This is a genomic window from Pseudoalteromonas rubra, from assembly GCF_000238295.3.
Taxonomy (GTDB): Bacteria; Pseudomonadota; Gammaproteobacteria; order Enterobacterales; family Alteromonadaceae; genus Pseudoalteromonas; species Pseudoalteromonas rubra.
On sequence record NZ_AHCD03000037.1, the window covers coordinates 49,521 to 67,568 of the forward strand.

Sequence of the window (18,048 nt, forward strand, 5' to 3'; positions counted from 1 at the left end):
GAACCTCATTATAATTCCATTTCAAATTCGGCGTCAGGGATGGCTTGTTCAGCCAGCAGCCGATCTACGGCGGCGGCAAATTCGGCCAGCACCGGATGCGTCAGTAGGGTGGCCAGTTCAATACTGACCACAAATGCTTTTTCGCACTCGGCGATTAACCGGGCGGCTTGTACGGAAGAGCCACCCAGCTCGAAAAAGTCATGATTGATATTCAGCTCAGACACGCCGAGCAGTCGCTGGCAGAGTTCGAGCACGGTTTGCTCTGTTGGGGTTTGTGGTGCCCGTTGTTCAACCTGAAGCTGATTCAGTTCAGGTTGTGGTAGTTGTTTTAGGTCCAGCTTGCCATTTAAGGTCAGCGGAAAGTGACTCACAAACAGCAGGTGTTTTGGTCGCATATAAGGGGGCAACTGTGCGTTCAGCCAGTTGAGCAAGGTGCGAGGCTGTGACTCTGCCACTTGTACGGTGTCGTCCTGATTCAACACACAGTATGCGATCAGTTGTTGTGCATGGCCTTGCACCTGACACACGACGGCCTGAGCTATATCGGGATGCGCCAGTAGTTTTGCTTCAATCTCGCCCGGCTCTATGCGGTAGCCATTAATTTCCAGCTGCTGATCGGTACGTGCCACAAACTGCAGGGTGTCTTTGTCGACTCGGCGCACTAAGTCACCGGTCCGATATACCTGCTCATGGAGGCGTTGTGAGTCGTGGTGCAGTGTGAGTTCGAAGAAGTGCGCTGCTGTTTTATCGGCATTTTGCCAATAACCCAGTCCGGTACTACTCCCTGCACTGTGTAGCTCGCCGCAGCCACCTGGTGGCACAGGTCGCTGATATTTATCCAGTACATACAAGCGGCTATTGCGAATAGCACGTCCTATGGTGACAGGCTGCTGCGGGAGCACCTCAGCCTGGCTGATACAGACACTGGTTTCACTGAGCCCATATTCGTTGTACAAGGTTTTTGCCAGCGGTATGTGCACCGGATTCAGTGGCGCACCGCCGACAAACAGCACGTCTAACTCGCACGCCGCCAGTAGATCCGGAAACTGATTGACCAGAACGGTGGGCACGAACGCGACATCGACCTGCTGACGACGCAAGAAATCACATAATCTGGGCACGTCACGACGGATGGCCTCAGGCATGATCTCCAGTCGTGCGCCCGCAGCGAGCGCAGGAAATATCTCTATGATGGACGCGTCGAACACATATTCCGCATACTGACTGGCAATTACCTGACGTGACCGGCCAATTAATCGGTGGCTGTACATCATGTGTTCTGAGAGGTTGATAAGGCCACGGTGGCTGAGCATGGCCCCTTTGGGTGTACCAGTGGTACCTGAGGTATAAATGAGATAAGCGAGGCGATCTGCGCTGTGGTTAAAGTCGATACAATAAGAGTCGGATTGCGTTTCTGGCCAGTCACGCCAGTGATACAGCAAAGTGGGCACCGTTGACCAGCTCAGTGCATCATCACTGAGTAGCAGCGCACACTGTGCCTGCTGCAACAGGGTTTCGCGCCGGGATTGCGGGTGGTTAGGCGACAGCGCAACGAATGCTGCACCGGCCTTGAGTGTGGCCAGCATGGCGATGATCATGTCGCAGCCTTTGTGAAAGTGCAGCGCGACATGGGCGGGCTCAGCACCCGGTGTACCCAGACGTTGATGCAATGTGGCGGCCAGTTGTGACGACAAGCTATCCAGCTCAGCATAACTCAGTTGCTGGTCTTCAAATGACAGGGCGATGTTGTGTGGTGCACGTTGGCAGGCTTGTGCAAAGCAGGCTAACCAGTTTGTCTGTGATTCACTGTACTGCTGAGCCTGTTGGGCCACGAGTGCCTGAAACTGTATGTCACTCAGCAGTGGACAGTCGCGCACTGCGCGTTCAGGTGCACTCACCAGGTTCTCTAACAGCACCTGGTAGAATGCCAGGAATTGCTCGCAACGAGTGGCATCAAAGCGGGTCGTGGCATAGGTGAACTGCCCTTGCAGCTGAGTGCCGTCGTCTTTAAAGACCATATTCCATTCAAACTTGGCCGGGGTATAGGCGTAATCCTCTGGGTTTTCCTGGATCACTTCAAAGCCGTTAAATGCCTGATCCATTGGGTTGAACTGGTCCAGAGTGAAGAACAGCTGGAAGAGCGGCGATAAACCACTTTGTCGCTCCACGTTCAGTGCGTCTGCCAGCACATCCGCTGATACCCCCTGATGGCTTTTGGCTTCATGAACCTGTCCCTGCACTTGTGTCATGAGTGCGGTAAAGCTGAGTGTGCTGTCTAAGCGCAGAGGCAGCGCCAGGGTGTTAACAAAGTAGCCCATCAACTCGTGACTATCCGGATGGGCGCGGTTGTCACTGGGAGTGCCGATCACGATGTCATCCCGGTCAGCCCAGAAACACGCGGCGAGCTGAAAACTGCTAAGCAGCGTCGCATACAGACTCACCCCCTGCTGTTGTGCCAGAGTGCGCAATGACTGGGTCAGGGTATCGGGTAATGTGAAGGTCAGCGCCCGGCCTTGCGGATCATAGCTGGCACTGCGGCTAAAGTCGCTTTCCCAGGGAGTCAGGTCTATACCGGCAAACGCCTGCTGCCAGTAAGCCAGCTCAGTGCTGTCATCTTGTTGGCTGCGCCAGTACGCGTAGTCCCGGTAGGTCAGCGCAGGAGGCGTGATAACTTTGCCGGCCATTTGCTGATCCAGTTCATGAATAAAGCGCTCGACTGACCAGCCGTCAAAGGCAATATGATGAAACACCAGCAGCAGTCTGTAGCTTGGCAAAGGGCCTACGCGTAATTGTGCCACTTTCACCGGGGCTGAGGTGTCCAGTGCAAACGGCGCATTGACAAATTCCTGTAATCCTCTGTCATTATTGCCACTCACTGCCAATACCTGACAAGGTATGGGATAGCGAGTCTGACTGATATACCAATGACCCTGATCATCCTGTTCGTAGCCTTGCTGTAACACCAAATGTCGGCTGATCACCTGTTGCACCCCCTCCATCAGGGCCTGTTGATGCGCGAGGGAATCGCAGCCCAGCATGAGTGGTATATGATAGGCACCGGCGGTGGTGGCAAGGCGTTCACTCAGCAGCATGGCCTGTTGTTGCGGGGTGACGGCGACGCGCGTAGCAGGATCTGTGAGCACGGGGATTGGCGCAATGTGATGCTGAGAATCCAGGTTGGCCAGCAGCGCAGCGGGTGTCTTATGAGTAAACAGTGCTTTGAGTGTGACTGCCAGTGATAAGGTACGCTGCATTTTGGCAACCAGTGTCATCGCACTGAGTGAATTGCCCCCCAGAGCAAAAAAGCTGTCATACATGCCCACCTGTTCAACCCCCAGATGCTCAGCCCACAGTGCACACAGATCTTTTTCCAGCGGGCTTTGCGGCGCTACATAAGTGGTACTGATGCTGATGTCCAGTGGTGTGAGGGCACGGGCATCGACTTTGCCAGAGGGCAGCAGTGGTAAGGTCGCACTACATTGTATTGCCGCCGGGTGCATATAGTCTGGCAGGCGCTCACTTAGCCAGGGTAATAACTGCTCGAGCGTTAGGGTGCTGTTGGTGCCGAGATACGCAACCAATGCTGGTCCCTGAGCCAGTGTTTGTACTTTCACACAGGCTTGTTCAATGTCGCCATGTTTTAGCAGCACAGCTTCAATTTCGTTGAGCTCGATACGATAGCCGCGGAGTTTGACCTGCGCATCATTGCGGCCCATAAATTCGAGGTTGCCACAGGGCAGACGACGTGCCATATCACCAGTGCGGTAGGCACGCCCGGCCGCGGTGGTGATAAAACGTGCTTCGGTTTGTTCTGGCAGATTGAGATAGCCGCGGGCAATACTGTGGCCGGAAATGAGTATCTCACCGGGACAGCCTACTGGCAGGGCACTTAAGGTGTCATCGACGATGTCGATGGTGACATGGCCGAGGGGCTTACCAATGGCCTTAAGGTTTTGCTGTTGGGCAAACTGGGTATGCACCGTTGCTGTCACCGTGGCTTCTGTGGGGCCATACTCGCTGAACAAGCGCTGCTGCCAGGTATCGATCAGACTTTGACTACAAGATTCTCCACCAAAAACCACACGCCGGATGGCGCTGGCTTTACCGCAGTGACCTATGGTCTGCAAATGCGATGGCGACGCCACCAGGTGGGTGACTTCCCGGTCGAGAATTTCTTCTCGCATTGCCAGCGGGTCGTTGCAGCTGCGCTCGCTGGGGATGACCAGGCAGGCGCCATTGAGCAGGGTCATAAACAGGGGTTCGACCGAGGCATCAAAAAAGTAAGGCGGTAACCAATAGGTCCGCTCGTCAGCGTCGAACTGATAGACCTCTGAGATACTATGTACCAGCGCGTCAACATGGCCATGCTCGACCATAACGCCCTTGGGTTGTCCGGTACTACCCGAAGTATAAATGACATAGGCGAGTTGCTCAGCACAGCGGTGCGGTAACGCATCATCCGCCGGGCCTGTTAGTAAGGCCTCTGTTGTGACCACAGGCAGGGCACTCGGCTGCGCCAATTGCTGTGCTTGTGTGGCCAGGTGGGGAAGTGTCAGTAGCAACACCGCGCCACTGTCATCGAGAATAAACTGATTACGGCTACTGGCCTGGGTTGGGCTAAGGGGCACATACGCTGCGCCAGCAGCGAGAGTGGCTAAAATAGCTGTGACCATCTGTGGGCCACGGACAAACATCAGCGCCACTTTGGGGTCGTCATGGTGGGCAATCTGAGCGCGCAGATGAGTGGCCAGAGTCCTGACTTCCCGGGCCAGCGCACGATAGCTCACAGAGTGTTCCTGATAGATGAGAGCGGTGGCATCCGGGGTCTTGTCGGCTTGCTCGATAAAGCGCCCATACAGGTGTTCATACTCAGGCTTGTCAGCACTCAATGGGTTGCTTATGGATTGGGCCTCAGGCACATAAGTGTGCGATTGCAAAGGCTGGTAGGGCGCGGCCACACAAGACTCAAGCAAGTGAATAAAGGTCTGACGAAAGGCATCAATGTAAGCCGGGCTGAAGCGGTTTGGGTTGTAATCAATCTGACCTGAGATAGTCTCTTCGCTGTCATCCAGTGCCAGCAGCAAATCAACCTTAATCGGCTGATACAATTCTTCATCACTGAGTAACGGGCTGAGCGCAAAGGGTAATGACAGCGCGGGGTCAAGCTGGCTGGCCAGCTTTTGCACACTGAACATGATTTGCAGCGCACTTTGCTCACGGTCATCCTGAGCAAAATACTGAACCACTTCGTCAAATGGCAGATCCTGATGTTGCTTGGCCTGATGCAGGTTGTCTTTCACCTGTGTGACCAGCTGCGCGAAGCTGGCTTGTTTATCCAGTTGCGCTCGCAAGGCCAGGGTGTTGACAAAAAAACCAATAATATCCTGCGTCTGCGGATGATCCCGGTTATCAGAGGGGACACCAAGCAGCACATCATTCTGGTTGGTGAAGAGCATCAAGGTATAATAGTAGGCACTGAGCAACACACTAAATGGTGTTGCACCGAGGTTGCTGGCCAGCTGACGGATCTGCGTGCCAAGTGGAGTGGGCAGAGTGAAATACACATTGCTACCGCGTGTCAGTGGTGTACTTAGCGGCTCGCTCAGCGTCTTTGGCAGCCGGGTTGGCAGCGCGCCTTGTAAGTAAGTCTGCCAGTACTCATGGGCTTTCTGCTGGTCCAGATCTTGGTGCCAGGCTGCGTAATCAAAGTACGATAACGGCGATGTTTGTTGTGCCGCCCACAAGGGATCACCCAGGGCCTGGCCCAGCTGGGCAAAAAACAGCTGCATTGACCAGCCGTCAAAGGCCATGTGATGCCATAAAAACAGTGTGTAGGTGGTTGATGCACAATGATAATGCACCACTCGCATGGGAGCGTCCTGAGTTAGGTCAAAGGGGGTCAGCACCTGAGCTTTCACCTCAGCTTTGAGTGTCTGGTGATCTGCGCACTCATGCTGCTCTGAACGCCATATCGTGCTACGAGGCTGGCAATAGAGCTGGTCGTCATGCTCGACAATCTGGCTGTTTAAGATCGGATGACGCACCGTCAGGGATTGAATCGCGTTATCCAGTGCTGCAATATCAACGGGATGGGTGTGCTCAACCAGCATCGGAATATGATAGGCACAGCGCTGAGGCTGCATTCGGTCAACAAATAACAGCCTTGCCTGGGCATTTGATAATGAAGACAGCTGCAACACAGACCAGCTTAAAAAGGCCTGCTCCGAGTGTATCTGATGCTCTTCAAGCAAAGCCAGTAAGCATGGCTTGTTGGCTTTTAACTCGGCAATCAATTCTGCTGCGACGGTTTCCTCATATCCCAGTGCCAGCGAATTGTTGTCACCCAGCCAGACCCGCAGGCCTTGCGCATGTAGTTTTTGAACAAAAGATAACATATTAAAGCTCCATGACCTGCTTTGCGCTGGTCTGTGTTGCACGCTGTGAACGAACGATGGTATTTACCTGAGTGCTGCTCAGGTGCTCTGCCAGTGTGGCAATGTTTGGGTAACTCAGTAGGGCTGATAGTGGCATTGCCAACTGCATAGACTCCTGCGCTTCGCGTACCAGCTTGACTGCCAGAATAGAGTTTCCACCCAGCTGGAAGAAGTCATCCTGGACCCCCACCAGGCTTACCCCCAGGATCCGTTGCCAGAGCTGGCAAAGCTGCTGTTGTAAGGGGGTCTGAGGTGCCACATAGCTGCTCTTACTGGTCAGACTAGGCGCAGGCAGCGCTTTTTTATCCAGCTTGCCGTTGACCGTCAGTGGAAAAGCATCCAGCGCAATGAGCTGGTCTGGGATCATGTAACTGGGCAGGCGGGTAGCCAGACGTTGACGTAGCGCTTCGCACTCGCTGGTATGCTCGGCAGGGACTATATATCCCACCAGTGCCGTTTGTCCCTGATTGTCATAGGTCAGCACACAGGCTTTTGAAATTTCGTTGAAGGTTAGCAACTGCGCTTCTATCTCGCCCAACTCTATGCGGTGACCGCGGATCTTGACCTGGTCGTCCAGCCGGCCCAGATATTCCAGATGTCCGGTTGGGAGCTGGCGTGCTTTGTCACCGGTGCGATACACCCGACATTCACGCTCGCCGAGGGTCAGAGTAAAGAAACGCTCCGCACTCAGTGCATCACGATTCAGGTAACCCGCAGCCAGGCCTGCGCCGGTGATATAGAGTTCGCCCGGGCAACCCATAGGTACGGGGCGATGTTGCTCATCCAGCACCAGTGCCTGCATGTCGGCTAGCGGCTTACCGATGTCGGCAATGTGACGTGGCATCGCGGCGCTCAGAGTCAGCGCGGTGACGTGTACTGTGGTCTCGGTGATGCCATACATATTGACCAGGGTGATGCGGTCACCATATTGTTGCCACCAGGATGCCAGCTTGCTGTAGTTCAGTTGCTCGCCGCCAAAAATGACGTAGCGCAGGGTAGTAAGTGGCACCTGAGCGCTGCTGGCGATGTCGGCAAAGGTATAAAACGCACTGGGCGTCTGGTTGAGTACGGTGACGCCAAATTGCTGACATTGCTCAACAAACTGCATACTGTCTCGGATCTCCAGATAGTCCGGAATAAACAGCTTGCCTCCATAGGCCAATGCACCCCAGATCTCCCAGACACTGAAATCAAAAATATAGTCGTGGTATAGCACCCAGGTATCTTGCGTTGAAAAGCTAAAATGCTGCTCTGCGGCACTGAGCAGACGGGCGACATTGCCATGGGTCTGCACCACCCCTTTGGGTTTGCCTGTGGTGCCAGAGGTATAAATGACATAGGCCGGATCTGCGCCAGTGATGGTGCAAGCGGGTGATGTGTCCGGATAGCTGAGCAGGGTTGCCTCATCATCGAGGAAAAGGGAAGTCAGCTGCGGTGTATTCAATTCATCAATGAGTTCACGATAGCTGATGACGACCTGTACCTGAGCATCTTCGAGAATAAAGCCGTTGCGACTGACGGGCGCACGTGTGGACAGCGGCACATAGGCAGCCCCTGCTTTAAGCACGCCGAGAATCGCAACCAGGGTATCCGGGCCCGGCGGTAAATATAGTCCGACAAACTGACCGCTCACATTCTGGGTCATCAGCCAGTGTGCCAGCTGGTTCGCGCGACGCGTTAGCTGATCGTAACTCATGGAGCCAGTTGAGGTGAACAAGGCTGTATTGTCTGGGTGGCGCTGTGCTTGTTGTTCGAATAAGGCAGTCAGGCTTTCACTGGATTGCAACGGGGTAGTCAGCGGTTCAGGCTGCGTCGCCGCGGGTACCAATGCAGCCAAAGGTTGAGACAGCGCGGTTGGAGACGTACATGTCACCAGTTGTGCTAACAGGTGAGCAAAATTGCTGGCCATAGACTCGATAAACCACAGGTCATAGCGACTACGGTCATATTCCCATTGCATGACGACAGGGCGGTCCGGATCCTGACTGTGCATGTCCAGCATCGCAATATTCAGTTCGAATTTAGCATCCTGTGCCGGTGCACCCTGATCGAGCTGAATGTTTTTGAATGTATCCAGGGGAGTTGCGGGCTGCGGCGTGTCCTGGAAGGTAAAACATACCTGAAACAGCGGGTTCACGCCGGGTATACGCGGTACATTGAGTGTATCAACCAGCGCCGGGAAAGGTAAGGTCTGGTTCGCTTGTGCCTCTGCGCACACCTCAAAGCTCTGCTGGATCAGCTCGTCGATGGTCGTCTGTGGATCACTTTGTAAGCGGTGCACCACCGTGTTCACCAGCATACCCATGGTGGTTTCAAGCTGAGGTTGGTTGCGGTTGGCCATGGCTGAACCAATACAGATATCCTCATCTCCACTGAAGCGCGACAGCACAACATATAATGTGGCCAGCGTGGCTGAAAATGGGGTTATCTGATTGCGCTGACAAAATTGCTGAAGCTGTTGCCAGACGTGTCTGGGTAGTTCAAGGCGATAGGTATCGGCGCTGACGGGCACGTCTGGTGCCAGCTGTGAAACAGGTAAATTGATACGCGGCGGAGCGGACTGTAACTGGGTCTGCCAGTACAAACGTTGCTGCTGTGCCTGCTCGCCGTTCAGCCACTGTGCCTGGTGGCAGGCATAGTCGGCGTATTGGATGACATCAGGCACCGCGGCAAGAGGCTCGCCATTGCTGAGCTTGGCATACAGGGCCAGTAATTGTGTTGCAAACTGATTGGCTGACCAGCCATCATGGATCAAATGGTGCTCTACTTGCAGCAAGACGTGCTTTTCAGTATCGAGTTTAACCAGTGTCCAGCGTGCCAGTGGCAAGCTGTCCAGCTTGAATGGGGCATTGAGCTGGGCCAAATGCTCGGTGATCTTCGTCTGGGCGTCCTGTTCACTCAGATCACTGTAATCTACGATCGGCAGTTCAGGGACAAAATGCGGGTGGATATGCTGAAGCGGCTCGTGCAGGTCAAATGACGTTCGATAAATTTCGTGACGCTGAACCAAAGTACTGAGTGCAGCTTGCAGTGCCGCCGGGTCGAGCACACCACTCAGGGTCAGACGGCTGACCGAGTGATAGGCGAGATTATCAGGTGCCTGGCGTGCTAAAAACCACAATCCGCTTTGTTGTGCCGACAGAGGCGCTGTGTGTTGATGGTGCGCCGCGCGCGGGGCAATGTCGACGGGCGGACGGGCATTGTGAGTCAGTAGCGCCTGCCAGATCTGTGCTGGGGTACGCAAGCGGTAAATCAGCTGGGTATCCAGGTGTAAGTTAAGCTGTTGCTGAACCTCATTGGCGATGCGGATCGCGGAGATGGAGTCACCGCCTTGTGCAAAGTAATCACTATGCCAGTGTAGCTCTGCCGGGCAATAGCCCTGCATCAGGGTCAAAAAAGCGTGCTGCGCATGCGATAACTGAGCATCCTGATGAGTATGCTCCACTTCGACAGGTAAAGCCGCCAGTGCGCGTTTATCCGTTTTACCGTTTTCTGTCATCGGCAGCTGACTGAGCAAAACGATCAAGTCGGGCTGCATGTAATCTGGCAGGGCGCGGCTAAGGTGACAAGCGATGTCCTGAGTCTGAGTGGCTTCATCATGCTGTGTCACGACATAGGCGGCGAGTAAGCGACGATTACCCTGTTGTTTGATCACGCAACTGACCAGCTTGACGGAGTCTAAAGTGGCGATGGTTTGTTCGATTTCTTCAAGCTCGATACGAAAGCCGCGCAGCTTGACCTGACCATCATCACGTCCGGCAAAATGATATTCCTGGCCATCAAAGGAGGCTAAATCACCGGTTTTATATAAACGGCTGAAGCCGCTGGCATCGCACTGGGGATCATAAAAAGGGTTGGCGATAAAGCGACTTTGAGTCAGCTCGTCACGGTTAAGATAACCCAGTGCCAGGCGTGGACCACTAATATAGAGTTCACCGACTTCACCTTGTGGACAGGGTTTAAGCTGGGGATCCAGCACATATAAGCGCGTATCATTGAGTGGCTGGCCAATATTCAGCTCACTGTCTTGCGCTGAAAAGCGATGCAAACTGGTTGCAACGGTGTTTTCTGTTGGGCCATATCCATTATAAATAGCAGTGACCTGACTGTAGGCCTCGAGCATGGCCACATTGGGTGTCTCACCAGCTACGATCAGGCACTTGAGTGCGCTGAGCTGGTGCGGTGGAATTAACGCCAGGAGTGCAGGCGGAATAGATGCAAATTCGATGTCATTTTGCTGCACCAGTGTGCTCAGGGCCTGCGCGTCTTTACGTTCATGCTCGCTGGCAATATACACGCTTTGCCCCAGCAATAAATGGACGAATAGCTCGAATACGCTGGCATCAAAAATGTACGAGGCAAATAACAGAGCGCGCTGATACTGTGGCGTGTCGAACGCGTCAATATGGGTATCGGCCAGGTGTAAGATATTTTGCGCAGGGATCTGCACGCCTTTGGGTTGTCCGGTTGTTCCTGAGGTATAAATCACATACCCAATCGCATCTTGCGCTTGTGCGGGGGCTGTGTCGAGTGCCTCCAGGGGGCTTAGGGTGTCTACGCACAGCTGTGGGCGGTCTGCAATGGCCTCAACCTGGCTGAGGTGACTGTGCGTCAGGATCAGGGCTGGCTGACTATCTTGTAATATAAACTGGGTCCGTTGCGCAGGTGCATCGGTAGAAATGGGAATATAGCCAAGCCCGCAATGCAAAACCGCCAGCATACTGACGACCATATCAATGCCGCGCTCGTGATAAAGTGCAATATAGTGAGAAGAAGGGGCTGTTTCTGCCTGTTCAGACAGTTGCAGACGAATGTGCCCAGCAAGAAAAGTAACCCGCTGTGCCAATTCCTGATAGCTGATATGATTATTTTCATAAATAAGCGCAGTTCGATTCGCATATTTGCCATAAACTTGTGAGAGAGTTTTCGCCAGTGGTGGCATGCCACAGTCTGAAAAATGCTTCGTGTTCACGTCTTCTAGTCCTTCGCTAACATGTTCAACTTGGTTGCGCGTGAATTATGTACACCAACTGTGTACAAATTGTGTCTTTATTGTTTTTTTTTGGATATTTTGGCGCTTTTTTTTCTGCTGGCGATATTGCAATTTATGTTATTTTGTCAGTCACTTTTGAGATTCATCGTTACTTAGGAATAAATCATGAAAATTAAGCAATTGGGCACGCCATTTAGTGCGACTGCGTGTAAGGTGCTGTTATGCGGTGGCGGGGAGCTGGGCAAAGAGGTGGTGATCGAGTTCAAGCGTCTGGGCGCAGAAGTGGTGGTGTTAGACAGGTATGATAACGCGCCTGCTATGCAAGTTGCCGATCGCAGTTATACCTTGTCTATGCTTGATGGTAATCAACTGGCTGCAATTATTGAACAGGAGCAACCTGACTATATTGTGCCAGAGATCGAAGCAATTGCGACCGATACATTAGTGGCGCTTGAACAACAGGGGTTTACTGTGGTGCCCTCTGCAAAAGCCACACAGATCACCATGAACCGAGAAGGGATCCGTCGTCTGGCAGCCGAAGAGCTGGGTCTGGCCACTTCACCTTACCGCTTTGTCGATACACAGCAGGAGTTTATCGATGCCGTTGCCGAGATTGGCATGCCTTGTGTAATTAAACCTATCATGAGTTCTTCAGGTAAAGGACAAAGTGTGGTGCGCAGCGAGGCTGATCTGGAAGCTGCCTGGACTTATGCACAGCAAGGCGGGCGCGCAGGTGAGGGCAGAGTGATTGTGGAGGGCTTTGTTGATTTCGACTACGAAATTACCCTGCTGACCATTCGCCATATTGATGGTACCAGTTTCTGTGAGCCGATTGGTCATGTGCAGGAGGGGGGCGATTATCAGCAAAGCTGGCAACCGCAGGCGATGTCTGAGGTCGCATTGTCGCGAGCCAAAGCCATGGCAGAGCAGATCACAGAAGCACTTGGCGGACGCGGGCTGTTTGGGGTTGAACTGTTTATCAAAAATGATGATGTGTATTTTAGCGAAGTCTCACCACGGCCTCATGATACCGGCATGGTGACCCTGATCTCTCAGGACCTCAGTGAATTTGCCTTACATGTGCGGGCGATCCTGGGGTTGCCAATTCCCAACATTCATTGTCACGGCCCGTCAGCATCCAGTGTTATACTGGTCAACGGCACGTCACAGCAGCTTAGCTTCACTCAGGTTGCTGAAGCGTTGATTGAAACAAATACCGACCTGCGTTTATTTGGCAAACCTGAGGTGGTGGGTCAACGTCGGATGGGCGTTGCGCTGGCGCGTGATGCAAGTTGTGAGCTGGCTATAGACAAAGCAAAACGAGTAAGTTCAACCATAGGCACGATTTTATGACAAACAAGGTAATGGGCGATCTGGTCGCCGGGTTCTGGCGCTTACTGGATTGGCAGCAAAGCCCGACCCAGACTCTGGATTTTGTAAAGCAACTGACAGAGCTGGGTATACGAGACACCGATCATGCTGACATTTATGGCCAGTACGAGTGTGAAGCGGCTTTTGGTCGTGCACTGGCGTTGCAGCCGTCGGTTCGGGAACAGATCAGCATCATCACCAAATGTGGCATTCGCCCTGCGCTTGCCAGCAAAGGGCTTGCGGGTAAAGCCAATCACTATGATTCAAGTCAGGCCCACATTATTGCCTCAGTGCAGCAGTCATTGCAGCACTTTGGCACCGATCGCATTGATACCTTGCTGATCCATCGCCCCGATTATCTGATGGACGCCGATGAAATGGCAGAGGCGTTTACTCGCCTTAAGCAAAACGGTGATGTATTGCATTTTGGGGTGTCGAATTTCACGCCTTCTCAGTTGAGCCTGTTGCAGTCTCGCCTCGATTTTGAGCTTGTGACTAATCAGATCGAGTTTTCACCTTATGAGATGAAAGCACTGGATGATGGCACTTTAGATCAGTGTCAGCAGTTGCGTATTCATCCCATGCTGTGGTCACCACTGGCAGGCGGGCGCATCTTTGCTGAGACAGATGCCAAAGCGCTGCGATTGCGTAACTGTCTGAGTGAAGTGGCTGAGGAAGTGGGTGCCAGTGGTATTGACGCGGTGATCTATGCCTGGCTGCTGATGCACCCAAGTAAACCGTCCGTGGTGCTGGGGACCGGTAACATCGAACGGGTGCGTACCGCCGTGGCGGCACGTACGCTGACGTTATCCCGTGAGCAATGGTATCGCATCTGGCAGGCTTCGACCGGCCATAGTGTGCCTTAATGGGCCGGGCTTAGAGTGTAAAGTCCAGCGCATAACTCACATACGCCTTGATGTCATCATCGGCATCAAGGTCTGTCTTTACCAGTCCCAGAGTGAGCCCGCCCGTGCTCAGGCTGACGCCATAGTCCATGTAACTGTCATCTTCACCCGTCCATTCCATGACGGTATCGCCGCTGGAACGACCGAGGTGCAGGCCCAATTCAGATTCAGAAAACACCGGGAACGCCGCGTTGAGTTCCAGATACAGCATATCTTCTTCTGTGCTTGAATCGCTCTGTGCTGTAGTCAGGTGGCTGAGTTTGAAGGAGAAATACTGCCAGCCAACCGAGGCATAGAGCTCGCCAAAGTCGATATCGCCAGCTGCATCCGGATAGGCATAATGAATGTAACCCAGGTCATAACTGAGCTGCTTGAATTCGCCACTGAACCCCGCGTAGAGATCCAGTTCATAACTGGTACTGGCTGTGTCTCCAAAATCTACATTGGATGCCCAGGCACCAAGATAAAATCCTTTCCCGCTGTCGTAGTCCAGCCCACCAGAGACGGCGGCGCCATCATCCGATTGGGTGATCCCGCGCCAGAAATAATTGGAGCTGGCGGCCACGTTGGCGCTAACGGAAGCAGACGTATCGGCCAATGCCAGTGGGTGAGCGAGTAGCAGTGAGATTGCACAGATTAATGAGTATTTATTGTTCATGTAGAGTCCTCTGGAGCACAAAGTGGTTGTCGCCCGGGAGGTTGCAATGGCTAAGCCAGCCTTGAGGAAAAGACAAAGTTCTATTTTACTGTCTTGATTTAAATGGATATATTTTCAAACAGGTAGCGTACTCAGGTGAGGGAAAGAAAGTTGGATGCACGCCGTTGGTGCATTTTTGTTCGCTTTTGCACAATGATCAGGCAGATCATAACTACCTGATCATAGGGACAAATTGTTCTGTTAGCCGAGTGATTACCCGAAAATTGCGCGCATCAGTGAAATGGTTTCGTCGACGCTTCGGCCTTTTTCCACTTCAGCGATGATAGAGTCGCGCTTGGCACGAATGTGTTCCGGAATGCTGTCGTCACTCAGTGCCCGATCGACTAAAGTTTCTGCTGACTCTTTGCTGCGGCGGGTGGTTCTGGTACCGCTGCCGCTACCAGAACTTGTTCGTTTTGGCTTATTTAATAGCTTGAAGTAGTTAGAGCTTTGTGGCGTGTCTTTGTCTGCATAGAAAAAGAAGCATGGTAATAAGGCCTTAATGGCGAGCAATCTGGCTTCAGATTCGTCCGCTGCATTGCCTGTTGCAAACCAGGGCATCTTATTGATGGCCACGACAATATCCTGCCAGTAACGCTCAAAATCTCGGTTGGTCAGTTTGGCAATGCCGAGTGCCTGACACAGGGCGTCCAGTTTACTGTTAACCAGTGGGGTGAACACATCCGGGCGGCGCATTGCAAGCAGACGAGTGGCTGGCGCCAGAGTGGGTTTTTCGTCACTGTGACTGAATGCCATCAGGTAAGCCAGCACAAACTCTTGATAGTGTTGCTGTGTGACTTCGCCTTCGAGCGGAATATGGGCCAGTGCCGTATCGAACTCACCGGGTAGGTCGGCGAGTAACTGATGGAATCCCTTGGCACTTTTGGTTGAGGCAAACCATTCCACATCGAATTGATACACACTGGTATCCAGGCTGGCAGTATGTTTACCACTGAATGCCAGGCGGTCTTCGTTGATCATATCCTGCAACGGTGTAGCACGTAATGGAGCTAGGTAGTCAATGAGTTTGAGCTGTTCTTCCAGTGCCAGCTCTGATTCACGTTGACGAATGAATTCGCAGATCATCGGCCAGGGCGCAATACGCAGTGTTTTTAGCTGCAAAAAACTGATGGCGCTGATCAGCATGTCCTGGAGCTTTTTCACTATGGGCAGCTGATGATCGTCCAGCAGCTCAAAATTAATACGGTTCTTAGCTACATCCAGTAGCTCATAGCACCATCCCAGAAAGTCTTCAGGATGATTTTCAACCTTAACGGCCATCAGGTTAAGACTGATCTCGGTCGCCTGTTTCAGGATGTTCTGGTAGATCTGACTTTCTTGTTCGCCCAAAGCCATGTTCGACGGTGAAATGAGCAGCTTCTTCATGTCGCAGCGGTTCTCCAACTAGAGGGTTAATTCAGACTATTCAGTTTAGCGAAAGGTCGGTAAAACTGACAAGGGCGTGGATCATACCGGGATCTCCAACAAGTGCAATGCGAGATATGGCGGATTGAAAAATCTTCCTGGGTGAAGGTGAATTTATCAACCAAATCGCTATCATAGAATGAGTCATAGATGATTTATAAAGGAAGAGATATGAAACGCGTGCTCAAATTGGTCGGCGCACTGATACTTGTGTTAGTGATTGCCGTTGTGGTCGCCCCTATGCTGATCCCGACCTCGACCATTATTGCGCAGCTGGAGCAACAGGTCGAAGCAAATACCGGGCGTAAGCTCGACATTGCAGGCGACAGTGAGCTCAGTATTCTGCCGCGCCTGAATATTATCCTCAACGATGTTCGCTTTGAGAACATGCCAGGGGGCAGTCAGCCACATATGCTGACGATGGACCAGCTGGCTGTGCATATCCCCTGGCTTTCCCTGCTGTCAGGGGAGTTCCAGTTAGAGCAGTTTGTGATCCGCAACCCAAAAATTCTGCTTGAAAAGAACGCTGCGGGTCAGGCCAACTGGGTCATGGCGTTAGGTAAGGGAACTGCATCAGATGCGCCAGCAGAGCAGGCTCCGAGCGCGTCGGGTCCAGTGGCACTGCCAAAAGGGTTTGATATTGCGTTGGGTGAAGTTGCTATTTATGGGGGTGAGCTGATTTACGCAGATGCCACTTCAGGTGTGCGGCACGCAGTCTCAGACCTGGCACTGACGATTACACTCCCCTCGTTGTATAAGGCGCTGGAGTTAAATGGCAAGGTGGCTTTTCAGGGAGAAACGTTTGCGCTCAATATGACCGTCGATACACCAGCGAAAGCCATAGAAAGTAAGGATTTTAGCTTTTCTCAAGCGTTGGAATCGCGTCTGGTGAACATGACCTTCGATGGCCAGATCACTGAGCAGGGTAAGGTGTTCGGTGGGGCACTGACAGTATCAGGCGAATCAGTGAAAGACATTGCCCAGTGGCAAAAGGTTGACCTGAAAGCGAAACCCCAAGCGTTTAATCAGTTTGAAGTGGCCGGAGAAATGCGTTTTTCCAATGACGTATTTGCACTGCAGTCTTTAAAAGCCAAACTGGACAAGCTGGATATTCAGGGGCGCAGTGAGATCACATTAGGTAACCGCCTGAGTGTGAATGCGGATGTGGATTTAGGGATGCTGGACCTCAATCCGTATTTACCGGAGCCGGTCGAGGCGCCTGAGCAGCCCACAAGTGCCCCGGGTGAACCGCAGCCTATTGTCTGGGATGACAGTGAAATTGATTTGTCGGCGTTGAATATGCTGGATGCCAATGTCGTGATCCGTTCCAGCGGTTTACGTGCCAGAGAAATTAAACTGGGCGCCAATCAGTTCTCAGTGGCGCTCAACAGAGGCAAAGCTAAATTGTCGATGGATAAGTTCGCAGCCTATGAAGGGCAAGGCAAAGGGGTTGTGCATGTGAATGCCGCGTCTGAACCTTACCAGGTGACCACCAATTTTGCCCTGAAAGGCATTAATGCCGAGCCGCTTTTGACCGATGCAATAGGATTTGACAAGGTATTGGGTAAGGGGAGTCTGAACTGGGACCTCGAGACCCGAGGTGTCAGTCAGAAGCAGTTTGTTTCGGCACTGGCTGGCGAACTGGCGTTTGAGTTTAAAGATGGGGGTGTCAAAGGGGCAAACCTGGCGGAGATGGTGCGCAAAGGAAAAGAAATGCTCAAAGGGAATTTCTCGTCGGTTTCTGAGGGGGTGAACGCCGATTTTGACCCGGATCAGAAAACAGATTTCTCTGCGCTGACCGGAAGCTTTCAGTTCCTTAACGGGGTTGGTCGTAACCGCGACCTGAATCTGGCAAGTCCGTTAATCCGTATCACCGGAGAAGGAGAAGTCGATTTGCCCAAAACATACGTTAACTATCGGGTCGTGACCGGCATTGTAGATACCATTGAAGGTCAGCAGAGCCAGGATGACAGCACGGGCTTTAAAATCCCGGTCAGAATTAAGGGGCCATTTCATCAAGTGGAAACTAAGCTGGATTTAAGTGGTGCGGCCAAAGACAAAGCCAAAGATGCAGTGAAAGAGAAGCTCAAAGATAAGCTAAAGGGCTTTTTTGGCGGATAGTCTCGGTCGCTCAGGCAATACATCGGGCTTTGCTGCCCGGTGTATTATGCCCGTAATTCATAACCTTAACACTTTCATAAGCATCCTTCAGAAAACCTTCAG

7 protein-coding genes are annotated in these 18,048 nt (G+C 52.6%); 3 read left to right on the plus strand and 4 right to left on the minus strand.

The genetic code is table 11. The annotated features are described in order from the left end of the window. Positions 1–8: 8 nt before the first annotated feature. Both PRUB_RS18300 and PRUB_RS18305 read right to left on the minus strand, forming a co-directional pair. On the minus strand, positions 9–6,395 hold the full coding sequence (locus tag PRUB_RS18300) for a non-ribosomal peptide synthetase (protein WP_010386957.1): 6,387 nt from the start codon (positions 6,393–6,395) through the stop codon (positions 9–11). 1 nt (position 6,396) lies between these two features. After that, positions 6,397–11,406, minus strand: coding sequence for a non-ribosomal peptide synthetase (locus tag PRUB_RS18305; RefSeq protein WP_010386956.1), 5,010 nt, complete (start codon positions 11,404–11,406; stop codon positions 6,397–6,399). A 186-nt stretch (positions 11,407–11,592) separates the two neighbouring features. Here PRUB_RS18305 and purT point away from each other — a divergent pair, with 186 nt between their 5' ends. Together purT and PRUB_RS18315 are read left to right on the plus strand one after the other, a co-directional pair. Next, positions 11,593–12,780, plus strand: a complete 1,188-nt coding sequence (gene purT, locus PRUB_RS18310; protein ID WP_010386955.1) for a formate-dependent phosphoribosylglycinamide formyltransferase — start codon at positions 11,593–11,595, stop codon at positions 12,778–12,780. After that, the gene (locus tag PRUB_RS18315) at positions 12,777–13,664 is read left to right on the plus strand and encodes an aldo/keto reductase (protein WP_010386954.1); all 888 of its coding nucleotides are present in this window, start codon (positions 12,777–12,779) and stop codon (positions 13,662–13,664) included. The genes purT and PRUB_RS18315 overlap by 4 nt, the downstream gene beginning before the upstream one ends. 10 nt (positions 13,665–13,674) lie before the next feature. On the opposite strand, the gene PRUB_RS18320 is transcribed toward PRUB_RS18315, so the two are convergent. Beyond that, positions 13,675–14,361 (minus strand): TorF family putative porin, encoded by a 687-nt coding sequence (locus tag PRUB_RS18320; protein WP_010386953.1) that lies wholly within the window; start codon positions 14,359–14,361, stop codon positions 13,675–13,677. A 252-nt stretch (positions 14,362–14,613) separates the two neighbouring features. Beyond that, entirely contained in the window at positions 14,614–15,786 is a 1,173-nt protein-coding gene (locus tag PRUB_RS18325) for a hypothetical protein (RefSeq protein ID WP_010386951.1), read from the minus strand. A 210-nt stretch (positions 15,787–15,996) separates the two neighbouring features. On the opposite strand from PRUB_RS18325, the gene PRUB_RS18330 reads away from it, so the two are divergent. Continuing rightward, entirely contained in the window at positions 15,997–17,946 is a 1,950-nt protein-coding gene (locus PRUB_RS18330) for an AsmA family protein (RefSeq protein WP_010386949.1), read from the plus strand. Positions 17,947–18,048: the final 102 nt, after the last annotated feature.